Origin of the sequence: Nonomuraea sp. CA-141351, from assembly GCF_050944675.1 — a bacterium.
In the GTDB taxonomy this organism is placed as follows: domain Bacteria; phylum Actinomycetota; class Actinomycetes; order Streptosporangiales; family Streptosporangiaceae; genus Nonomuraea.
Window position 1 is genome coordinate 6503147 of record NZ_CP191982.1, and the last position, 20617, is coordinate 6523763.

Here is a 20617-nt window from a genome sequence, read left to right on the forward strand (position 1 = left end):
ATCTGTTTGGAGACACCTACCGCTCTTTGGGCCATTGGCGCCTGGTACACCGACTTCACCCAGAACACCGACGAGCAGGTCGTCGAACTGCTGCGGCGGACCGCACCACCTGCCGCCGACGGCGCGGCGACCGGGAAAGGGCACGTGGCGAAATCCGATCCGCTGGAGCCTGCCGACGAGGTGACGGTGGATGCCGGTCCTGTCCGGCTGCCGGGGCAGCTCGTCATTCCGGAGGCTGCGGGGGTGGTGGTCTTCGTGCACGGCAGCGGCAGCAGCAGGCACAGCCCACGCAATCGGTACGTGGCCTCGCTGCTCAACCGCGCGGGTCTGGGTACGTTGCTGTGCGACCTGCTCACGGTCGAGGAGGAGTACGACCGTGGCAAGGTGTTCGACATCGAGTTGCTGGCCGGACGGCTCGCGCAGGTGACGAACTGGCTGATTGATCAGCCTCAGGTCGCAGGACTGCCGGTCGGCTATTTCGGAGCCAGTACCGGGGCGGCGGCCGCGCTGTCGGCCGCGGCGGAGCCGGGCAGCCGGGTGGCCGCCGTCGTCTCACGAGGTGGACGTGGCCGTCTTGGATGAGGTGATCTACCTGATGGACACCACCGGACAGATCCCGATCAACACTGCACCAGCTGACCTTCGAACACCGTGCCGGTCAGTGGACCTGCACGGTGACCCTGGACGTGTGACGATGAGTGAAAGCAGGTGATGAAGGCTGGTACGACAACGAAGGGAGCGATGCCAACTGGCTGGTCGACGTGGCCCAGCGGATGGCCTGGCCGATGGTCAGCGCAGCCGCCGCAGGAGCGGCGAGGGCGGCTTTTCGCAGGACGCCAACCGGATGCGGGCGTCCACTGTGGCCGTGCCTCCTGGTGTGACGATGACCGGGTTGAGGTCAAGCTCGGCCACCTGCGGTAGGTCCTCGAGCAGCCTGCTGATCCGTACGACCTGGTCGGCCAGGGCGGGGACGTCGACGGGTGGTGAACCGCGGTAGCCGTGCAGCACCGGGGCGCAGCGCAGTTCGTCGATCATGTCGATGACATCGACGACGGGCGGTACCCGGAAGGCGCGGTCGGCCAGGAGATCGGACATCACGCCGCCCATGCCGACCATGACCAGCGGCCCGAACGTCGGGTAGTTGACGCCGCCCACGATGATCTCCACCCCGCCGGGCAGCATGCGCTGGACGATCGCACCGGTCATCTCCTGGCCTATGCGCGCCGACATGTCGTGGTACGCCTGCCGTACCTCGTCGAGGGTCTGGAGGTTGAGCCGGACACCGCCGACCTCGCTCTTGTGCACGGGACCCGTGGCCTTGAGCACGACAGGCGGCCCGATGTGGGCGGCCGCCGCGGCGGCGGTCTCAGGGCCGTCCACGTCGACGGACTCCACCAGTGCAACGCCATAGCAGGCGAGCAGCCGGGCGGCATCGGCGGGTGACAGCCAGCCGCCGTCCGGGTGCGCCGTCAACTCCGCGTGAACGATCGCTCGGGCGGCCTTCTCGTCGGCGGGCGGAGGTACGGGGACGGGTTCGACGGGGCGACTGCGCCATTCGGCGTAACGCGCGACGTGGGTCAGGGCCTGGACGGCCTGTTCGGGGAAGGCGTAGCTGGGTACGCGGCCGTCGATCAGGTCGTCGTGGCCGACGACGCAGGCCAGTACGGTCTTGGCCGCTGCCTTGGTGGCGTCGGCGATGGCCTGGCGGGTGGCGTCGAGGCCGTCGCCGAACGGCGGGGTGTAGACGGCGAGGACCGCGTCGATGTGGGGCGAGGCGGCGAGTGCCTCGAGGGTGGCGCCGATCTCGGCGGCGGTGGCGTCGGCGGTCAGGTCGACGGGGTTGCCCAGCGCGGCGGCGGCACGGGCGTTCAGCAGCCCGGGCGGCAGTTCGGGAACGATGAGGCCGTGGCGTTCGCAGGCGTCGGCGGCCATCGCCTGAGGGCCGCCCGAGTTGCCGACGATGGCCACCCGGCGGCCCTGAGGGAGGGGCTGGGTGGCCAGCAGTTTGGCGGTGTCGATCAGCTCGGGGACGCTGTCGAACCGGATCACGCCGGCGGCGCGGGTGAGCGCGTCCACCGCCACGTCCGGTGTGGCCGCGGCGGCCGTGTGCGAGCGCACTGCCCGCCCCCCGGCCTCGCCACGGCCACTCTTGACCAGCAGAATCGGCTTGCGTTTGCCGACCCGCCGGGCGATGCGGGCGAACTTGCGGGGGTTGCCGAACGACTCCAGATACAGCGCGATCACGCAGGTGTCGTCGTCGTCCTCCCAGTACTCCAGCAGGTCGTTACTGCTGACGTCGGCTTTGTTGCCGACCGAGACGAACGACGAGACGTCCATTCGGTCCAGCAGTGCCGCGCCGACGGCGCCGGACTGCGACATCAACGCCACGCATCCTCGGGTCGGGCGGTGCGGAAGAAAGCTGGCGTTCAGCCAGGCTCCAGTGTTGATCACGCCCAGGCAGTTCGGGCCGATGAGCCGCATCCCGGCGGTGCGGCAGAGCGCCAGCAGCTCCGACTCCGCCTCACGCTGCCCGGCCTCGGCGAACCCCGATGTCAGCACCACCAGCCCGGCCACTCCTGCGTCTGCGCAGTCGCGTGCCACCTGCAGCACATTCCGGGCGGGCACGGCCACAACCGCGAGGTCCACGCCGTGGGGCACCATCGCGTGGCAGGCCAGGCCGGCGATCTCGGTGGCGTTGGGGTTGACGGGGTGGATCGGGCCGCAGAAGCCGCCGTCGATGAGGTTACGCAGCGCCTTGTGCCCGACGGCCCGCTCGTTGCGGCTGGCACCGATCACCGCGACCGAGCGCGGCGCCAGGACCCGCGCCAGGGATGCCCGCTCGGCCTCGTGGTCGCGAGCCTCGATGGCCGCCAGCAGCCTAGGGGTAGGCTCGGCCGCGATGGTGACGTGCAGCGTGCCGTCCTCGAAGCGCTGTGCCACCTTCAGGCCCAGGTCGTGCAGCACCCGGATCATCGGCCGGTTCTCGGCCAGCACGTCGGCCACCAGCTCGTGCACGCCGTGCTCGGCGGCGTCGACGGCGACGTGCTCCAGCAGCAGTGTGCCGAGGCCATGCCCGTGCACGGCGTCGTCCAGAAGGATGCCCAGGTCGGCACGGTCGTCGTCGATGGGGATGTACTCGGCTACGGCGACCAGCCGCCCGTGCAGGCTGGCTACCCGCGCGCGGCCGACGTAGCTGTCACTGGTGATGCGATCGATGTAGGCGTGTGCGGTGTTGCGGCCGCCGGTGAAGAAACGCAGGTAGGCAGAGTGCTCCGACGAGCGGTCCACCAGCTCGTGCAGGGCTTCGCGATCGGCGGGGCGCAGCGGGCGCACATGGGCGATGCCACCGTCGCGCAGCAGTACGTCGTATCCGTCAGGCATGCTGAACCTCCGTTCAGACGCGAGGCAGCCGCGTATGGGCTCGATCCTCCAGATCTGACACTCCCGCACGTCAGGCGCACTCGGCAGTGCCGGACGGCCCTGTGGGCAGGGCCGAAGGTCCCTGGCGGAGCCGGTTCCGCCCGAGAGGCGGGGACCAAGGTCCCGGCGGACGAGGCCACCCGACCCTATGCGCGCTCGGGGCTCACTCCGACACTGGAGGAAATATGGTTCCCTGCCCGCGAAAGGGGCCTGCGAACATGAACCACATCGTGCTCGGCTATGACGGCTCGGACTTCTCGGTGCAGGCCCTGGACTGGGCGCTGGACGAGGCCGAGCTGCGAAAGCTGCCTCTGACCATCGCCCACGCGTGGCAATGGCCCTATGGCGAAGCCGACGAGGAGGCCAAGGCCCACCTGCGCAAGGCGGCCGACCATGTGCTGTGGCACGGCGCCGACTGCGCCCGTTCGACCAGTTCGGACGTGAGCGTCGAGACCGACCTGTACGAGGGCCCCGCCGCGCAGCGCCTGGTCGAGCTCTCCAGGGATGCCACGCTCGTCGTGGTCGGCTCCCGCGGGCTGAGCGCGCTGCCCAGAGCCGTCGTCGGCTCGGTCGCCGGATACGTCGCCGCCCACGCCGACTGCCCCGTGATCGTCGTACGCGGCCCGGGGCCCCTGCCCGCCGCGACGCATCCGGGACCGATCGTCGTGGCCGACAAGGAGCCGGACGCCTCCGTCCTGGAATTCGCGTTCGGAGAGGCCGCCCTGCGTCAGGTACCGGTGTCCGCCTCGGCCGACCTGACCGAGTGGGCGGAACGACACCCGGAAGTCCGCATCCAGCCGGGCGAGGCTCATGACCACGCGACGCTCATGGTCGTCGGCCGCAGGCGCGCCGCGTGGTTCGATACAGCGGACTTCCTCACCCAGCACGCCCCCTGCCCTGTCGCGGTGGTGTCCGAAGGCTGATTCCCGGACGCCCACCGTGGTCAGCCGACCGCGTTCGTACCGGCCCGCAACAACGCCTGGCCGAGAATTCGATCCAGATCCGTGCTGGTCACCATGCCGACCAGACGTCCGCCCTCGACGACAGCGATCAGCAGACCCCGTATGGGCTGCTCGAGCAGCCGGATGGCCTCGTCGTCCGATGCGAGGACCCGTACCGGACGCCGCGTGACCGTGAGCGTCTCGATCCGCGTGACGCTCCGGCGCGCGCGGGGCACCGTCATCAAGTTGAACAGCGAGACGCAACCGATCGGGGCGCCGGTGAAGGTCACGACCGGGAAGACCGTCTGACGCGAGCCCAGCACGACCTTCTCGACGAACTCCCCCACCGTCATCCACGCAGGTGCCAGGTCCGGCTCCGGGGTCATGACCTCGCGCACCAGCAGGCCACGTAGCCCGACACGGGCGACCTTGAAGGTGAGTTCCTGCCGTGCCCCCGCGACGATGAAGCAGCCAAGAAGCAGCAACCACAGACCGCCGAGCCAGCCCCAGAGCAGGGTGCCGAAGAGGCCGACCGCGATGAGTGCCGCACCGAGCATGTGCCCCGCTCGTGCCGCCCCTCGATCCGCTCGGGAACGATCCCCGGACCGCCACCACAGCAGCGCGTGCAGCACACGCCCGCCGTCCAGAGGAGCGCCAGGGAGCAGGTTGAACAGACCGAGCAACAGATTCATGGTGGCGAGCCACACGACGGCGGACGCCGGCAGAGTCGCTCTCGGCATGATCAAGGACGTGAGGAAGGCCAGAGCCGCGATGCCCAGGCTGGCCAGCGGTCCCACTGCGGCCACCACCAACTCGACACGCGGATTCTTCGCCTCTTCTTCCAGCTCAGTGGAGCCGCCGAGGCCCCACAGAGTGATCGAGCTGGTCTTGAGGCCACACCACCGGGCGACCAGCGCGTGGGCGAGCTCGTGGATCAGCAGCGACGCCACGAACAGGCCTCCGGCGACCACAGCCACCGGCCAGTAGTGCCTGTGATCGAGCCCGGGCATGGCCCGCGGCAGCACGACTCCGCCGAGCACCGCCACGATGAGCGCCGCCAGGCCCAGCGCCGACCAGTGCGCGCGCACCGGGATTCCGGCCACTGTACCCAGCGGAAGAATCCCCTTCACCTCGCCATAGTCCAGCAGTGGCGTCGCATGCCGGTAGGGCTGTTAGTCCCTTATCGGAGCCTTTTTTGCCTTTCACGCCCTCCTGGTCGGGCGGAGAAGATCCACAGGATAGAGAGCACGCGCCATGACGCGGCCATCGGTGAGGACCTCCCGTTTCTGACCTTGCCGACCGCCGTGGCCGCCTACGAGCGAGGGCGGAACCTCGTGACGGCTGGGCATCGATGTGCGCTGATGTCCGTTTCGGGAAGCAGGAGGCGAGGGGAAGGCTTTGTGAAGGAGGCCGATAATGGCCGGACCGATCGTGGTCGGCGTGGACGGCTCCAAGCCGGCGAGCGCGGCGGCCGAGTGGGCCGCGGCCGACGCCCAGCGCAGACGGCTGCCCCTCAAGGTGCTGCATGTGTGCGAACAGTGGCCGGGCGGCATCGACGGCAGGAAGTACTGCCTCGGCACGCTGGAAGCCGCTGCTGACAGCGCTCGCGCGGTGAGCGTGGATATCGAGGTGAGCACCCAACTGCTCGATGGGAATGTCGTCGAAGTGCTGATCGGCCAGTCGGCGTCGGCCGATTCCCTGGTGCTGGGTAGCCGAGGATTGGGCGGATTCGCCGGGCTGGTGCTCGGCTCGGTGGGCCTGGCGGTCGCGGGCCATGCATCCGGGCCGGTCGTCATCGTCCGCGCACCCGCCGGCGCCGAGCATGGCCGGATCGTGGTCGGCGACGACGGTTCCGAAAGCGCGGCGGAAGCCATGCCGTACGCCATCGAACAGGCTCGCGCCCGCCACGCACGGCTGCTCGCCGTTTACGCCTGGCAGGCGCCGATCGTCTCCGCCTACGCCCCGGACTACGGTCTCCTGCTGAAGGACGCCTTCCGAGAGGAGGCCCGCACAGCAAAGGAGCGGGTGGCTCGCTGGCGGAAGGACCATCCTGACGTCGAGATCGCTGACCAGCAGGTGAGCAAGCACCCGGTACCCGCCCTCGTCGAAGCCTCCGCCACGGCGGACCTGGTCGTGGTCGGCTCGCGCGGGCTGGGCGGTTTCGCCTCCGCGGTCCTCGGCTCGGTCAGCCACGGCGTGCTGCACCGCGCCACATGCCCGGTCGCGGTCGTACGGCCACGCGGCAAGGAGTCATGAGCACCTTTGCAGGCGTACGGCGGTGACCTTGTATTCCGGGCATGAGGTCACGGTGTCGGCATGATCGGAGGTCAGGGCGTTCGCCCGGCTGGCGGGGAAGTGGAAGCTGCAGAAGAGCTGGCCCGGCGGGATCTCCTCGGTGATGCGCGCGGGCAGCGTGGCCTGCCCGTGCCGGCTTTCGATGAGCACCGCGTCGCCGTCGCGAACGGCGTGGCGGGCGGCGTCGGCGGGATGGATGTCGAGCCGGTCCGAGGCGTCGAGCTCCATGTTTCCGGATCGCCGGGTCATGTTGCCGGAGTTGTAGTGCGCCCACCGGCGGCCCGTGATCAGGATCAGCGGGTAGTCGTCGTCGGGGCTCTCGCCCGGCGGCAGGTAGGGGCGGGCGGCGAGGTGGGCCAGGCCGTCCGGGGTGGCGAATCGGTCCAGGTAGAGCTTGGCCTCTCCGGGACGGCCAGGGTCGGGACAGGGCCACGGGATGGCGCCTTCGCGGTCCAGCCGCTGGTGGGATATCCCGGCGAAGACGGGTGCCACGCGCCCGCATTCGGCGAGCGCCTCGGCCGGTGTCGGGCAGCCGAGGTCGGCGCCGTAGGCCGCGGCGATCGCGTGGACGATGGCGAAGTCGGTCCGTGCCTGGTCGGGCGGGGCGAGAGCGGGGCGTACCCGCTGGAACCTGCGGTCGAAGTTGACGAAGGTACCGTCCTTCTCCAGCCAGGACGCGGCCGGCAGGACCACGTCGGCGTGGCGGGCGGTCTCGGAGAGGAAGAGCTCCTGGCTGATGACGAGCGGGCAGGCCTGCAACGCCTCGACCACGCGGTTGGCGTCGGGATCGGTGGCGCACACGTCCTCCCCGACGACCCACAGGACCCGCAGGTCTCCCGAGCGTGCCGCCGCGAACATCTGCGGGATGCGCAGGCCGTCATGATCCGGCACCGGGGTGCCCCACACCTGCTCGGCACGGCCGCGCACCGCGGGATCGCCGACCTTGCCGTAGCCGGGCAGCAGGTCGGGCAGGGCGCCCATGTCCGAGGCGCCTTGAACGTTGTTCTGTCCCCTGAGCGGGTTCACGCCGAATCCGCGATCGGTGCCGACCGCGCCACGCAGGATCGCCAGGTTCGCCAGCGTGCGCACGCCGTCCGTACCGTGCAGGTGCTCCGTCACGCCGAGCCCGTAGACGATGGTCGGCCGCTCGGCCTGCCCGTAGAGTCGGGCCGCCGCGACCAGATCCTTTGCGGGCACGCCGGTGATCCAGGCCACCTGCTCGGGCGTGTAGTCGCCGAGGACCGCGACGAGTTCTGGCAACCCGCCGGCCCGGTGACGCAGGAACTCCTCATCGATGAGACCGTCAGCCAGCAGCACATGCGCGAGCCCGTTGAACAGGGCGACGTTGGTCCCCGGGCGGGGCCGTAGGTGCACGTCGGCGTGGCAGGCGAGGCCGACGGCACGCGGGTCGGCGACGACCAACCGCGCGCCGCGCAGCACCTGCTGGAGCAGCCGCGCCCCGACGACCGGATGCGCCTCGACGGGGTTCGCGCCCACCACGAGCAGGCAGTCGGCCCGCTCCACGTCCTCGAAGGCGTCGGTGCCGCCCGACAGGCCGAACGCGGCGGTCAGTCCGGCGGCCGACGGGGAATGGCACAGCCGCGAGCAGTTGTCGACGTTGTTGGTGCCGATGACCACCCTCATGAACTTCTGGATCAGGTAGTTCTCCTCATTGGTGGCCCGGGCCGAGGAGATCGCCGCCACCGCGTCAGGGCCCGCCTCGGTCACGGCGGCTCGCAGCCCGCGGGCGATGTGGTCGAGCGCCTCGCTCCAGCTCACCGGCTCCAGTCCGGAACGGCGGCGCAGCAAGGGCTGCGTGAGCCGCTCCGGAGAGCGCAGAAATCCGTGGGCGAAGCGGCCCTTGACGCACGCGTGCCCCCGGTTGACCGGGCCGTCCTTGGCCGGCCGTACCCCGGCGACCTCGCCGTCACGGGTCAGCACGTCCAGGGCGCAGCCCACGCCGCAGTATCCACAGGTGGTACGCGTGCGGGTGAGCGCGGCCAGATGAGTCCCGATCGGCAACCCCGGCTCGGTGAGAGCGCCAGTGGGGCAGCTGTCCACGCACCCTCCGCACGCGACGCAATCCGAGTCCACCCACGCGCCACCGGTGCCCGGCGCGACCACGGTCTCCGAGCCACGTCCCACCAGCGTGAGCGCGAACGTACCCTGCACCTCGGCGCACATGCGCACGCACCGGCCACAGGCGATGCACAGATCCCGGTCCAGATGGACGAACGGATGCGTGTGGTCCCGGCCCCTTCCCGCACCGCCCTGAGCGGCTTCCGGCCCGAGGCCCAGGGATCGGCACACCCGCGCCAGCTCGCCATCGCCTTCCAGCGCATAAGGCGGAAGCGCCGAGACGATCAGCTCCACGGCGTCATGACGCAACCGGCTCAAGTCCTCTTCCTCGACGCGCACCTCGGCGCCGTTCACCGCGGGGGTCACGCAGGCCGCCACCACGCGCCCGTCGAGGCGTACCAGGCAGGCCCGGCAGGAACCCACCGGCGTCAGCCGGTCGTCATGGCAGAGCGTGGGCAGATCGACGCCCGCGACCCGCACCGCGGACAGCACCGTCGCCTCCCCCGCGAGATCGACGACGACGCCGTCCACCGTGAGCCTCATCCGCCCCACCCCCGCAGGCGATCCCCATAGGCACGCGCCAGGCTCCGCACCGCATGCGGCAGCCGGCGACCGAACGCACACAGGCTGGCCTCGCCCATCACGTTCAGCATGCGGACATAAGCGTCACCAGGCGGGGCGCCGGCCCTGGCCTGCTCCAGCCCGCGGCGAGAGCCGACCCGGCAGGGCGAACAGGCTCCACAGCTCTCAGCCGCGGCGAACGCCCACACATGCCGCAGCACATCCAGCGGCTCCAGCCGCCGCTCGACCGCCACCAACCCGGCATGGCCCAGCGCGGCACCGTAACCCGCCAGCCCCGCCTCGGTGAGCGGCACATCAAGATCCTCCTCTGACAAGAACCCCCCCAGCGGCCCGCCGACCTGCAGCACACCGAGCTCGGCCCCTTCCCGCAAGCCACCGCCCAGTTCGGTGACGATCCACCGAACCGGCACGCCGAGCTCGACCTCGTAGCAGCCTGGCCTCGCGAACCGCTCCGACAGGCAGACCAGCTTCGTCCCGGTCTCGCCGGGCGTGCCGCGGCGGGCGTAGGCGTCACCACCGCGACTGACGATCCAGGGAACCGCGGCCAGCGTTTCGACGTTATTGACCACGGTCGGCGCATCCCACAGACCCTGACTGGTCGGGTACGGAGGGCGCGCCCGCGCACAGCCGCGACCACCTTCGAGCCCCGCGATCAGCGCCGTCTCCTCACCCGTGACATAGGAGCCGGCACCCGCCACCACCTCCACATCCAGGTCCACGTCGCTGCCGTGCACCTGGCGGCCGAGGTGGCCGTCCGCGCGCGCCCGCGCCACGGCATCCCGCATCGCCGCCAGCGCCTGCGGATACTCCGAACGCACCAGCACCAGACCACGGCGAGCCCCGCAGGCGAAGCAGGCCAGCGCCAGCCCTTCCAGCACCCGCGCCGGATCGGCCTCCATCAGCAGCCGGTCGGCGTACGAACCCGGATCGCCCTCGTCACCGTTGGCGATCACCACGGTCTCTGGCGAGCCGCCCGCCGCCGCCCACTTGGCCGCCACAGGAAAACCCGCGCCGCCCCGGCCGCGCAACCCGGAGGCCGCGACCTCGGACCGGACGTGCTCCGGCGAGCGCCGGCCGACGGTTTCCACCCATGTCCGCCACGCGGCCTCACCCGCCACGATCCCGGCCAGCACGACCGGGTCGCCGGTGATGGCGGTCGCCGGGATCGGCGGGGAGCGCGGCGGCACGCGACCGGCCACCTGGCCGGCGACATCCTGGCCGACACACGGATTCTCACCGTCCAAGCAGGCCGGCCCCGCATAGCAGTAGCCGAGGCAGCGAACGGTCTGCAAAGAGACGTCAGCCTCGCGATTGAGGTCGCTATCGGCCGTGACACCGAGCACGTCCTGGATGGTGAGCAGATGCTGGCCTCCCTGCGCTGCGAAACACGCCGTCGCGGCGCAGACCCGCACGTGCCGGCGCCCGTGCGGGACGGCCAGGTCCGCGTAGAAGGTGGCGGGACCCAGCCCTGCTGCCGCGGGCAGCCTGAACCGCGTGGCCACCTCCGGCGCCCAGCTCTCAGGCCCCTCCGCATGCTCCGCGGCACTTTCGGCAAGTGCCTCGATCAGGCGGACACCTGGCCGCCCGCGCCGCTCAGCTAGGGCGCGAAATGCATCGAAAGGGTCGCTTCACGGATTTCTTCATGCCCGTTTCCTTGTTATCGGACACACATCCACGTACTCCTACCTGCGGATCTGTCCCCATGGCGCGTGCGCCGGCCCCGCCATGGCCAGGTTGGACATGGGGGATACTCCTGATGCCACCGACCGGACGAACGCGACGGCACCACGTACTGGTTCTGCTCCACCAGTGGCGTCAGCGGCTCATTCGGCGTCCGTCCCGGCTCGTTGGCGGGCCCGGCGTCCGGACCAGGTAGTGGCGTGACTCGTCCGTGCCCCAGACGATAAGCGGGTAAGGAAGCAGCAGAAGGAGGTCGCTCGCAGGCAGGGCAGCGGTTCCCAGCAGGGCCTGGAACGGAGGAAGGTAGACGAGGAGCGCCGCGAGGACGAGCTCACCGGCGATGCCCGCGATCAGGTAACTGTTGGACAGGACACCGACAGCGCGTGAACTCGACCGCGGTTACGACCGTTTCCCTGTGCGCTGACCACGGCCACCGGGCAGTGCGCTCGTTGCAGGACCCCATGGCTGACGGAGCCCAGCATCGCAGAGGTGAACCCGCCCAGCCCACGCGAGCCCACTACCACGAGATCGGCAGCTCGTGACGCCGCGGCCAGGGCCAGAACGGGGTGCTCGCGGACGATCGACTCGATCAGCTCGATGTCGGGGTACTTCTCCCGCCAGAGCATCAGGCGCTGCCCGATCTCAGCGGCCTCGTCGACCGGCAACGGCCCGTACCCTGCAGGATGCGGAGCCGTGACCGGGTATCGCCTGCCGTACAGCACGCGAAGGCGCGCCCGGCGAGCGGCCGCCTGTGCCAGGGCGTACTCCAGCGCCATGTCCGCGCACGGTGAGCCGTCATAGCCCACCACGATCTCGCCACTGCCGTCGCGCGGGAGCCTCCTGACGACGACCACGGGGCTCTCGGCGTACCCGGCGAGGCCGAGCCCGACCGAGCCGAGCACCAATCCGGCGAAGCCACCCAGTCCCCTGCTGCCCACCACCACGGTGTCGGCCGTCTCCGACTCGGTCTTGAGCCGCTCGATCACCGCCCCGGTGGCGAGGGCCGTCGAGATCCGCGCCCCTGGGGCGAGCTCGCGTGCCCGCTCCGCCGAGCCCGCGAGCAGCCTGTCGCACCGCTCGGTCAGGGTCTCATTGTCGCTGGAGGCGCTGAGCGGGTGCTCGGCCAGCCAGGGCTCGCGTACGTGGACAATGCGCAACGGCACGCCCCGGCGTTCGGCGTCGTCGGCCGCCCAGGCGAGCGCCGACCACGCGGTCCGCGAGCCATCGATTCCCACGACGATCGCTGTGTTCATCATCGACCTTCTTCACAGGTGCCGAGCGCCAGCAGTGTCACGGACTGTGAGGGGACCCGTGGGCGGGCTCGGAGCAGTGCAGCCCGATGGACTTCCATGTCTGGTCCCCCGGATGTGCAGCACACTGTCGTCCACCGTGAGTTCGACGTCGTTGTTCACATCTCCAGCTCACGTCCGGCGGGACCGCGCCTCCAGGGGAGAAAGTCCCTTTACGCCAGGGACCATCGGCATTCACGGGTTACTGGATCGCACGGGCCCGGTGATCGTCCCTGGCGGATACGGGACCGGCACCCCCACGTGGCCCGGCCCGCCCTCTGATTCCGCGTTGAGAGCCGTTGGGTCTCGGCCTTACCAGCGCCGATCACCACTGGTCTCCGGGACCGTATGCGGGACCCTCGCTCCTGGTGCGGGCAGTAGCCGGTGACGTCAGCTGAAAGTGCCTGGTTCCGTGGAAGGGGGCCGTCATGGATTGGCCTGTCGCGATCGTCATCGTGTCCGTGGATTTCGCTGTCGCGGTCGTCATCCTGACGTTCATCGCCCGCCCCCGGAAGTAGCACGTGCGCCTCCGTACCGCAGCGCAACGCCCACCCCATTGCGGGGTGGGCGTGGGGCTGGCGCTACTTGAGGTAGGGGTTGCGTCGGACAATGGGGAGGTTGCCGAGTCCGAGGGTGGCGCCGGCGTTGGCGAGGGCGAGGCCGACCAGGACGACGGAGTAGACGATGTGATCGTCCATGAACGGGTTGGTGTCCAGGGGCAGCTCGGCCGCCCACATGAAGACCAGCATCAAACTGCCGGTGACGGCGGCGATCCGGGTGCCGACCCCCAGAATCAGCGCCAGGCCGATGCCCAGCAGACCGGCCATGAACAGCCAGTCCACCCATGCCTGCCCGGCCAGGCTGGAGAAGAAGCCGCCGAGCGCGTTCTCGCCGGTGCCCTTGAGGAACCCGGTCGTCGGACTACCGCCGGAGATCCAGGCGCGATTGGCAGGAGTGGCGAACCCCCAGCCGAAGGTCTTGTCCAGGAACGCCCACAGGAAGATCCAGCCGATCGAGATCCGGGCAACGGCCCAGACGTAGTCGACCGGGCGGCGTGCTGCGGTGTTGCCGGTCTCCACGATGGACCTGTTGACGGTGGTGGCCATGGCGGCCCCCTTTCAGCGGGGATTCGTCGTCCTTTGCACACACCAAGCACACCGTCCGCGCCCTCTTCCCGGCAGTGCCGTACGGCCCGCAACGCCAGGACCTTCGTCCCATCAAGGCCGGACCGCTGTTGCTGGGGGCACTCCAAATGGGACGGATGGCCGATACGTGCTTTACTCGGCCCGACCGGCCAGCGAGAAATAGGCTTCCTCTTCTTGCGCGAAATGCAGGGTCAGCACGGCGTACAGCCCGTACAGGCAGGCCCGCAAGTCGTCGATCTGCTCCGGCCTGGGCCCGTCGGCCCCGGCGAGTTCGACGTGGCGGCCCAGCCTGGTCGCGAGCCTGGTGATCTCCGCGTGTGCCCTGCTCATGGTCACGGTCGCCTCGGGGTCGCCGAGCAGCCTGCTCAGCGCCGGGTAGAGGCGCTGCTCCTCGGCCTGCTCGTGCGGGAGGATCTCGCCGGTCAGTACGTCGTGGACGTGCCGCAGGAGGGGCAGCGTCGCCGACGATGGCCGGTCGAGCGCGTCGGCGGCCTCGCGGAGCAGGTCAAGCGCGGGCCGCAGCGTGGCGTGCTCGCGGTCGAAGCGGTGCAGCAGGGCGTCGGTGGGGGCGTCCACGTGCAGGCGGGTTCCCCGAGCTGGGCGCAGGGCGCGCAGCGCGTTGAGGATCACTGCGACATCGATGGCCTCCTGCAGGAGCGCGCCGGCGGCCGGCGGCAGGGCGCCCAGAGCTGCTACGAACATCGCGACCAGCGACAGGCCGATGCCGACCCCGGCGCTCTGCACGGCGATGCGCCGGGCCCGGCGGGCCACGTCCATGGCGTCGGCCAGCCGGTCGAGCCGGTCGGTGGTCAGCACCACGTCGGCCGCCTGGGTGGACGCCGCCGACCCGTGCGCGCCCATGGCCACCCCGACCTGGGCGGCGGCCAGGGCGGGTGCGTCGTTGATGCCGTCGCCGACCATGACGGTCGGTGCGCGTCCGGCCTCCTCGCACACTCCCGCCACCTTCTGCTCGGGTGTCCGTTCGGCGAGCACGCGATCGACGCCGAGCACGGTGGCCACGCTCTCGGCTACCTCGGCCCGGTCGCCGGTGAGCATCACCACGCGTTCGATGCCCGCGGAGCGGAGCCTGCGCAACGTACGAGGAGCGTCCGCGCGTACCGCGTCACGAAGGAGGATCACTCCGGCGACGCCTCTGTCCATGCTCACCCAGACGGTCATCGCGCTGTCGAGCGCCGCCCTGGCCCGCTGTGCGGCCATCCATGCCGAGTCCAGCCCTTTCGGCGCCTTTCCCACGTGCACCAGCCGCCCGTCCACGGTCCCCGTCGTGCCGGATCCGGCCTCCTCGTGCACCCGCTCGGCAGTGAACGGCTCCGCACCGCGCTCATCCGCGGCCCGGGCGATGGCGGCGGCCAGGACGTGGGAGGACATCCGATCGACCGCGGCGGCCAGCCCCAGCACCTCCCGTACGCTGAAACCGTCCGCGGCGACGATGTCCACGACCTCGGGGCATCCTTGGGTGAGCGTCCCCGTCTTGTCCAGGACGAGCGTGCGGGCGCGGCCCAGCGTCTCCAACGCGCCTCCGCCCTTGACCACGACGCCCCGGCGCGCCGTACGCGACAGTCCGGAGGCGATCGCGGCGGGCGCGGCCAGCAGCAGCGGGCACGGAGTCGCCACCACCAGCACCGCGACCGCCCGCACCGCCTCCCCCGACAACGCCCACGCCAGCCCCGCCAGCGCCAGCGTCGCGGGCAGGAACCAGGCAGCGAACCGGTCGGCCAGCCGCACCACCGGAGCACTGTCCGCCTCGGTCTCCCGGGCCAGCCTCACCACGCCGGCGTAGGCGCTCTCCTCGGCCGTGCTGGTGGCCCGCAGGTCGAAGGCCGGGCCCGCGTTCACGACGCCGCTGCGCACACTCTCCCCGACCGGGTACTCCACCGGCAGCGCCTCACCCGTGAGAGCGGACTCGTCCAGCAGCGCCGCACACCTGTTGACCACGCCGTCGACCGGCACCATCTCCCCTGCCGGGACCAGCAGCAGGTCGCCTCGCGACACCTCACCGATGTCCACTCGGCGCGGGCCGTCGCGCTCATACCGGTGCGCCCAGCGCGGCGCCCGCTCGTACAGCGCGGTCAGATCGCGCCGCGCCCGCCGCATCGCGTACTCCTCCAGCGCCCGCCCGCCGGCCAGCATCACCGCGATCAGCGCACCCGCCAGATACTCCCGTACGGCCAGCGTCCCGACCAGGGCGAGCACCGCGATCGCGTCCACCCCGAGACGCCCCGCGCGCAGCGCCGAGACCACCCACCACAAACCCGGCCCGATGGCCACGATCGTTCCCGCCGCGAGCACCACGCCACCCCAGCCGGGCAGCCCGACCAGGCTCAGGGCACCTCCCACGACCAGGGCCACAACCGTGAAACCCAGGAAGACCACCGACCAGAGACGTTTCACACCCTCAGCCTGCCCGCCTGACCGGCCCCCTCTCACAGACCTTCGACCCGCCCCGGCAGGCCGATCGTCGAGCAGCGACCGCTTGACCCACGTTTTGAGCATCCATGGCATTCCTGAGGACGAAAAACCGGAACTCTCATAGAAGAGAGTCCCCGGAGGGAGCGATGCAGACCAGAGTTCGCGACATCATGACCAGGGACACCGCATCGGTCGCCCCCGGCACATCCTTCAAGGACGTAGCCGAGACGCTGATCCAGCACGGACTCAACGCGGTGCCCGTGGTCGATGACCACAAGCGCGTGGTCGGGGTCGTGTCGGAGGCGGATCTGCTGCCCAAGGAGGAGTTCAAGGAGCAGTACGTCCGCGAGGGCTACCAGGCGCATATCCGGTCACGCCTGCGCCGGCACCTGTCGCCCGGCGGCGGCCGGAACCTGGACAAGATGTACGCGAGCACGGCGGCCGACCTCATGACCGCACCCGCCATCACCGTCCGTCCGCAGCAGACCGTGGTGAACGCCATGCGGCTGACAGACGAGTCCGGCATCATGTGTCTACCCGTCGTGGACGACCACGACCGCCTGGTCGGCATCCTCAGCCGCCACGACCTGATCAAGGTATTCGTCCGCACGGACAAGGACCTCGCAGACGAGATCCAGCGCGACCTGAACCACTTCGCCTGGGTCGACACCTCCCGGGTTCACGCCAAGGTCGAAGACGGCGTCGTCACGCTCCAGGGGCGCACCCGCACCCACTCCGATGCCGTGCTCATCGCCCACTCTGCGATCCGCGTCAACGGCGTCGTGGACGTGCGAGACGAACTGCTGTGGGACGAGGACGACCTCTAACGGTCCGAATCGAGAAGATGTCGCCAATCACGGCGCCCAAGCTGGACCGGCTCCGCCTCAGATCCGAATGCGGCGCCCAGGGACCTTCGGCTTCACAGCGGGACCTGCCAGCGCAGCCGCGTTCCTCCGTTCTCGGGCGTCTCCAGCTCCGCAGTGCCGCCCAACCGCGCGGCCCGTTCCTCGATGTTGCGCAGGCCGCTACGGCGTCCCGTCTCTCCCACGCCGACGCCGTTGTCCTCCGGTGCGAAGGCATGCACCACGGTCCCTGCCCGGGTGTCCCACTCGCGCCGCCGATAACCGTTACGCGAGTTGATGCGCTGATCGGACACCTCCCCGTAGCCGGCGCCGCAGCGCTGCCCGACCTCGGCGTCCACCATCATCTGCGCCATCCGCACAACCATCTCGCGCAGCACATCCGGCGAGACCTGCACCAGGGTCTCGTCGAACCACTCACCCTCAGCAGGCAGAATGTCCATAGCGGCCACTTCTCGTTCTCCTTCTTATGCCTTCGACAGCTGTGAAGGATCGCGGAGTGGCCGCCCTCATGTCACATCGATCTTCCCTCACGGACATCAAGGTGACGAGTAGGTTCAAACCCGTACACCACTCCGCGAAGCCGGTGTTGCCGCATATGGATTCGCGGATGACCAGCGCGCTCATCGCGCGCTACCTGGACCAGGTGTCCGGGGACGGGCTCGAGGTGGAACATCCTGTTGGCACACGTGCACGATCCGAAGGGCCAGGCTGCGGCGCTGCGCATCGGCGGCGCACTCCGCTGCCGCGGTCGCCGGTGCGGACCCGTCCATACCTGAACGATGTGACCGGCCAGCACGCCTTTCATTCACCAGTCGGCCGAGCCACGGTAATGGCCGACCAGAACTGAGTGCTCTGCGACGGCCTATCCGGAGCTCGGACCTTCCGATCGATGCTCGTCGCCTGTGCCCGAGGCTCGGGCACCCGTGGGTACGCGCACACTCAGGGACGATCGGCTCTCAGGGCGAATTGTTCTCCACAAAGGCGAGATACGGCCGCGTCACGGCAAAAGCCCTACGCCAGCGACCCATACGGGGGATATAGCCCACGACAAGCGCTTTGTCCGGATTCTGGAGGTGGCTTGCGACCGCTGGAGGCCGGAAGCGGAGTTCTCGTGGCCTCCGCCTTGGAGCAGGAGGTGGAGATGATCACGAGACGGGGGTTCTTGAAGGCCGGGGCAGGTGGGGTTCTCCTCCTGGCCTCCCGGCCGTACCCTACTGTGGCTCCCCCAAGCAGCCTGATGAACCCCGCGTCTATCGCCAAGTACGTCGTCCCGCTACCAATTCCGCCCGTAATGCCGCCCGCCTCGACGGAAGGCCCAGCCGACCGGTACGTGATCGGTGTGCGGCGGCTCCGTCTGCAGATCCTGCCGCCCGGCAGCCCGGCCACGACGGTCCTGGGCTATGGGGCGGTAGGGGAACCGCGGAGCTTCAACAGCCCGGCCTTCACAGTGGAGGCCAGAGTCGGCCGCCCCATACGGGTCAAGTGGACGAACGAGCTGGTCGACGGCCACGGGAGAGCTCTCCCCCATCCCCTGCCGGTGGATCCGACACTGCACTGGGCCAACCCACCCGGCGGACGGGAGAGACGCGACTCACGCCCGGCCTTCGGCGCCACGCCCAGCCGCTACCTCGGGCCGGTCCCCATCGTCACGCACCTGCACGGCGGGCACAACTCCGACCATAGCGACGGCCATCCCGAGGCGTGGTTCCTGCCAGCGGCACGAGACATCCCGGCAGGGTACTCGACCGATGGATCGCGGTATGCCGGCTTCGGAGCCGCTGTCGCGGACCAGCTCGAGATCGCCTGGAGTCCGGGATCGGCGGTCTTCCACTATGACAATGACCAGTGTCCCGCGACCATGTGGTTCCACGACCACACCCTCGGGATCACCCGGCTCAACGTCTACGCCGGACTGGCCGGCTTCTACCTACTGCGCGGCGGCCCCGCTGACCTCGCTCCGGGCGTCCTGCCAGGCCCTGCCACCGCACTCAGCACGACCGGGGGCGAAGGCGTCTGCGAAATCCCGATCGTCATCCAGGACAGGACGTTCGGCGTCGACGGCTCGCTCTTCTACCCGGCGAGCCGCCGGCAGTTCGACCGGTTCGAGGGACCGTATATTCCCCGCAGTGATATCCCACCCATCTGGATCCCCGAGTTCTACGGCACCACCATGATGGTCAACGGCCGCACCTGGCCGTATCTGGCCGTGGAGCCACGCCGCTACCGCTTCCGGCTCCTCAATGGGTGCAACGGCCGCTTCCTCGACCTGAAGATCGTCACGAGTCCGCTGGCTCAACGGCCCGCCTCCGCCGCCCTGCCCTTCTGGCAGATCGGATCGGACGGAGGGTTCCTGCCCGCGCCGGTGAAGCTCGGGGAGGTCCTGCTGGCCCCGGCGGAACGCGCCGACGTGATCGTCGACTTCACCGGCATCCGTCCGGGGACGGAACTGTTCCTGATCAACGAGGCTCCGGACGGCCCCTTCCACGGCCGCCACGCCGCGGTCCCGGCCGACCCGGCGACAACGGGGCAGGTCCTGAAGTTCACGGTTCGCCCACTGACGGCACCCGACCGCAGCGTGCCACCGGCCGAGCTCACCCTGCCCGCTTTCACCCCACTTGGGGCGGCCGGCACCACCCGCAAAGTGGCGCTGCTGGAGCGGGCCTCAAGGGTCGTGGCAGGCGTGGGACCGGTGGCCGTGCTTTTGGGCTCCCTGGAGGGAGGCGGTGCGGCGAAGATGTGGTCCGACCCGATCACCGAGAACCCGGCCGTTGGTGCCACCGAGACGTGGGAGATCCACAACTTCACCATGGACGCCCACCCGATCCACGTCCACGAAGTCCTCTTCCAGGTCGTCGACCGCCGCCCGTTCCACGGCCCCACCCGTCCGCCGGAGGGCTGGGAGAGCGGCTTCAAGGACACCGTCATCGCCTACCCGGACCAGATCACCCGGATCAAGGCCACCTTCGACCGGCCGGGCCTGTTCGTCTGGCACTGCCACATCCTCGAACACGAGGACAACGAGATGATGCGCCCCTACCGCATCGGCACATGACCAGCGGCTTCACCCCCGGAACCCCTCTCCCCGGATCCCATAGGAAACCGGCTTTCTGCGACCGACTTTGGGGGTTTGGGGCCGAGAACGTCTCGAAGTTGAGAAACTGCGCGTCCAGCGCGCTCAGCTGCCGCATGTTTCTACCTCAACCAGCCAGGGTCTCCGTCGCACATGGACCCGCGGCCACGCGATCGATCCTTTTACTCCCGTACCGCCACGGCACAGCGGGCGTGGTGCAACACCCCGTGGCTAACCGAACCGAGCAGCACCGAACAGAAGCCTCCCCGCCCGTGCGACCCGACGACCACCAGCGCGGCCTGAGCCGAGGCGCCCACCAGAGCTGCGACCGGGTGGGAACGCCGCACGCCCTCGATCACCTCCACCTGCGGGTGCTCCAGCCCGACGCGCCGCTTTCGGGGCTGGCCGACCGAGATCCTCCATCGTGCAATAGCGTTGATAGCCCTCGTCGCTGGCCTATTCGCGGGCGCTGAAAAAGCTCAGTGAGCCGGTAATCGCGTGATTGTAGGAGAGCTTGAAGAGAAAGGTCGTCACTGATGAAATGACTAGGGACGCCCCCAGCACCGGTAAGATCGTCCGGAGCGGAGCGAGCGATAGGGTAATAACCGCGACGACCACGGATCCAATAACCAGCAGAATCGCTGGAAAGTTGACGGCCGTAAGCACCGTGTCACGCAACGCTCGGCGCCTCCGTGCAGCACAAGCGTGTCGGAGCACCGCCCCGATATCAACTCCAGGCGACGTCGCTATCCCACGGCGGGGCTGCCGAATGATCATTGACATGAGCTTCTGCGCGAACCATTCATTTGATTGCGCCGCGCAG

At 69.7% G+C, this 20617-nt stretch carries 15 protein-coding genes and 1 pseudogene; 5 read left to right on the forward strand and 11 right to left on the reverse strand.

Going from position 1 to position 20617, the window contains the following annotated elements; genetic code table 11:
* The first annotated feature begins 6 nt into the window (after positions 1 to 6).
* Complete coding sequence (locus ACQPWU_RS30865; protein WP_433427715.1) at positions 7 to 582, forward strand: hypothetical protein; 576 nt, start codon at positions 7 to 9, stop codon at positions 580 to 582.
* A gap of 207 nt (positions 583 to 789) precedes the next feature.
* On the opposite strand, the gene ACQPWU_RS30870 is transcribed toward ACQPWU_RS30865, so the two are convergent.
* Positions 790 to 3381, reverse strand: a complete 2592-nt coding sequence (locus ACQPWU_RS30870) for a GNAT family N-acetyltransferase (RefSeq protein WP_433427717.1) — start codon at positions 3379 to 3381, stop codon at positions 790 to 792.
* A gap of 257 nt (positions 3382 to 3638) precedes the next feature.
* Here ACQPWU_RS30870 and ACQPWU_RS30875 point away from each other — a divergent pair, with 257 nt between their 5' ends.
* Positions 3639 to 4343 carry a universal stress protein gene (locus tag ACQPWU_RS30875; protein WP_433427720.1) on the forward strand — a complete coding sequence of 235 codons (705 nt, stop codon included), beginning with the start codon at positions 3639 to 3641 and terminating at the stop codon, positions 4341 to 4343.
* A 20-nt stretch (positions 4344 to 4363) separates the two neighbouring features.
* Here the strand turns inward: ACQPWU_RS30875 and ACQPWU_RS30880 are convergent, their stop codons facing one another.
* The gene (locus ACQPWU_RS30880) at positions 4364 to 5491 is read right to left on the reverse strand and encodes a site-2 protease family protein (protein WP_433427722.1); all 1128 of its coding nucleotides are present in this window, start codon (positions 5489 to 5491) and stop codon (positions 4364 to 4366) included.
* Positions 5492 to 5777: 286 nt separating this feature from the next.
* On the opposite strand from ACQPWU_RS30880, the gene ACQPWU_RS30885 reads away from it, so the two are divergent.
* A complete protein-coding gene (locus tag ACQPWU_RS30885) occupies positions 5778 to 6617 on the forward strand; it encodes a universal stress protein (RefSeq protein WP_433427725.1) in 840 nt (279 codons plus the stop codon).
* On the opposite strand, the gene fdhF is transcribed toward ACQPWU_RS30885, so the two are convergent.
* The 7 genes and pseudogenes from fdhF to ACQPWU_RS30920 form a co-directional block, all read right to left on the reverse strand.
* A complete protein-coding gene (fdhF, locus tag ACQPWU_RS30890) occupies positions 6612 to 9278 on the reverse strand; it encodes a formate dehydrogenase subunit alpha (protein ID WP_433427728.1) in 2667 nt (888 codons plus the stop codon). The two genes, ACQPWU_RS30885 and fdhF, sit on opposite strands and share 6 nt — an antisense overlap.
* A complete protein-coding gene (locus ACQPWU_RS30895; RefSeq protein ID WP_433445329.1) occupies positions 9275 to 10516 on the reverse strand; it encodes an NADH-ubiquinone oxidoreductase-F iron-sulfur binding region domain-containing protein in 1242 nt (413 codons plus the stop codon). Before ACQPWU_RS30895 ends, fdhF begins: the two co-directional genes overlap by 4 nt.
* Before the next feature lie 54 nt (positions 10517 to 10570).
* Positions 10571 to 10888: pseudogene (locus ACQPWU_RS30900) on the reverse strand (NAD(P)H-dependent oxidoreductase subunit E); the annotation flags it as partial.
* 244 nt (positions 10889 to 11132) lie between these two features.
* Complete coding sequence (locus ACQPWU_RS30905; RefSeq protein WP_433445330.1) at positions 11133 to 11366, reverse strand: cation transporting ATPase C-terminal domain-containing protein; 234 nt, start codon at positions 11364 to 11366, stop codon at positions 11133 to 11135.
* On the reverse strand, positions 11348 to 12253 hold the full coding sequence (locus ACQPWU_RS30910) for a universal stress protein (RefSeq protein ID WP_433427731.1): 906 nt from the start codon (positions 12251 to 12253) through the stop codon (positions 11348 to 11350). Before ACQPWU_RS30910 ends, ACQPWU_RS30905 begins: the two co-directional genes overlap by 19 nt.
* Positions 12254 to 12867: 614 nt before the next feature.
* Positions 12868 to 13392: a DoxX family membrane protein gene (locus ACQPWU_RS30915; protein WP_433427734.1), complete on the reverse strand. Its 525-nt coding sequence runs from the start codon at positions 13390 to 13392 to the stop codon at positions 12868 to 12870.
* A 171-nt stretch (positions 13393 to 13563) separates the two neighbouring features.
* Positions 13564 to 15843, reverse strand: a complete 2280-nt coding sequence (locus ACQPWU_RS30920) for a heavy metal translocating P-type ATPase (RefSeq protein ID WP_433427736.1) — start codon at positions 15841 to 15843, stop codon at positions 13564 to 13566.
* Between the two features lie 164 nt (positions 15844 to 16007).
* Here ACQPWU_RS30920 and ACQPWU_RS30925 point away from each other — a divergent pair, with 164 nt between their 5' ends.
* A complete protein-coding gene (locus ACQPWU_RS30925) occupies positions 16008 to 16688 on the forward strand; it encodes a CBS domain-containing protein (protein WP_433427739.1) in 681 nt (226 codons plus the stop codon).
* Positions 16689 to 16780: 92 nt separating this feature from the next.
* Here ACQPWU_RS30925 and ACQPWU_RS30930 read toward each other — a convergent pair whose 3' ends face one another.
* Positions 16781 to 17158, reverse strand: coding sequence for a transposase (locus ACQPWU_RS30930; protein ID WP_433445331.1), 378 nt, complete (start codon positions 17156 to 17158; stop codon positions 16781 to 16783).
* Positions 17159 to 17961: 803 nt separating this feature from the next.
* Between ACQPWU_RS30930 and ACQPWU_RS30935 the strand changes: the two genes are divergently transcribed.
* Positions 17962 to 19776: a multicopper oxidase family protein gene (locus tag ACQPWU_RS30935; protein ID WP_433427743.1), complete on the forward strand. Its 1815-nt coding sequence runs from the start codon at positions 17962 to 17964 to the stop codon at positions 19774 to 19776.
* Positions 19777 to 19976: 200 nt separating this feature from the next.
* On the opposite strand, the gene ACQPWU_RS30940 is transcribed toward ACQPWU_RS30935, so the two are convergent.
* Positions 19977 to 20234, reverse strand: a complete 258-nt coding sequence (locus ACQPWU_RS30940) for a universal stress protein (RefSeq protein ID WP_433445332.1) — start codon at positions 20232 to 20234, stop codon at positions 19977 to 19979.
* Between the last annotated feature and the right edge of the window lie 383 nt (positions 20235 to 20617).

Excerpts from the sequence above, each read along its gene's own strand:
- ACQPWU_RS30910 (WP_433427731.1), bottom strand. The coding sequence starts at position 12,253 with ATGATGAACACAGCGATCGTCGTGGGAATCGATGGCTCGCGGACCGCG.
- ACQPWU_RS30870 (WP_433427717.1), bottom strand. The coding sequence starts at position 3,381 with ATGCCTGACGGATACGACGTACTGCTGCGCGACGGTGGCATCGCCCAT.
- ACQPWU_RS30915 (WP_433427734.1), bottom strand. The coding sequence starts at position 13,392 with ATGGCCACCACCGTCAACAGGTCCATCGTGGAGACCGGCAACACCGCA.
- ACQPWU_RS30935 (WP_433427743.1), top strand. The coding sequence starts at position 17,962 with ATGAACCCCGCGTCTATCGCCAAGTACGTCGTCCCGCTACCAATTCCG.
- ACQPWU_RS30875 (WP_433427720.1), top strand. The coding sequence starts at position 3,639 with ATGAACCACATCGTGCTCGGCTATGACGGCTCGGACTTCTCGGTGCAG.
- fdhF (WP_433427728.1), bottom strand. The coding sequence starts at position 9,278 with ATGAGGCTCACGGTGGACGGCGTCGTCGTCGATCTCGCGGGGGAGGCG.
- ACQPWU_RS30925 (WP_433427739.1), top strand. The coding sequence starts at position 16,008 with ATGCAGACCAGAGTTCGCGACATCATGACCAGGGACACCGCATCGGTC.
- ACQPWU_RS30885 (WP_433427725.1), top strand. The coding sequence starts at position 5,778 with ATGGCCGGACCGATCGTGGTCGGCGTGGACGGCTCCAAGCCGGCGAGC.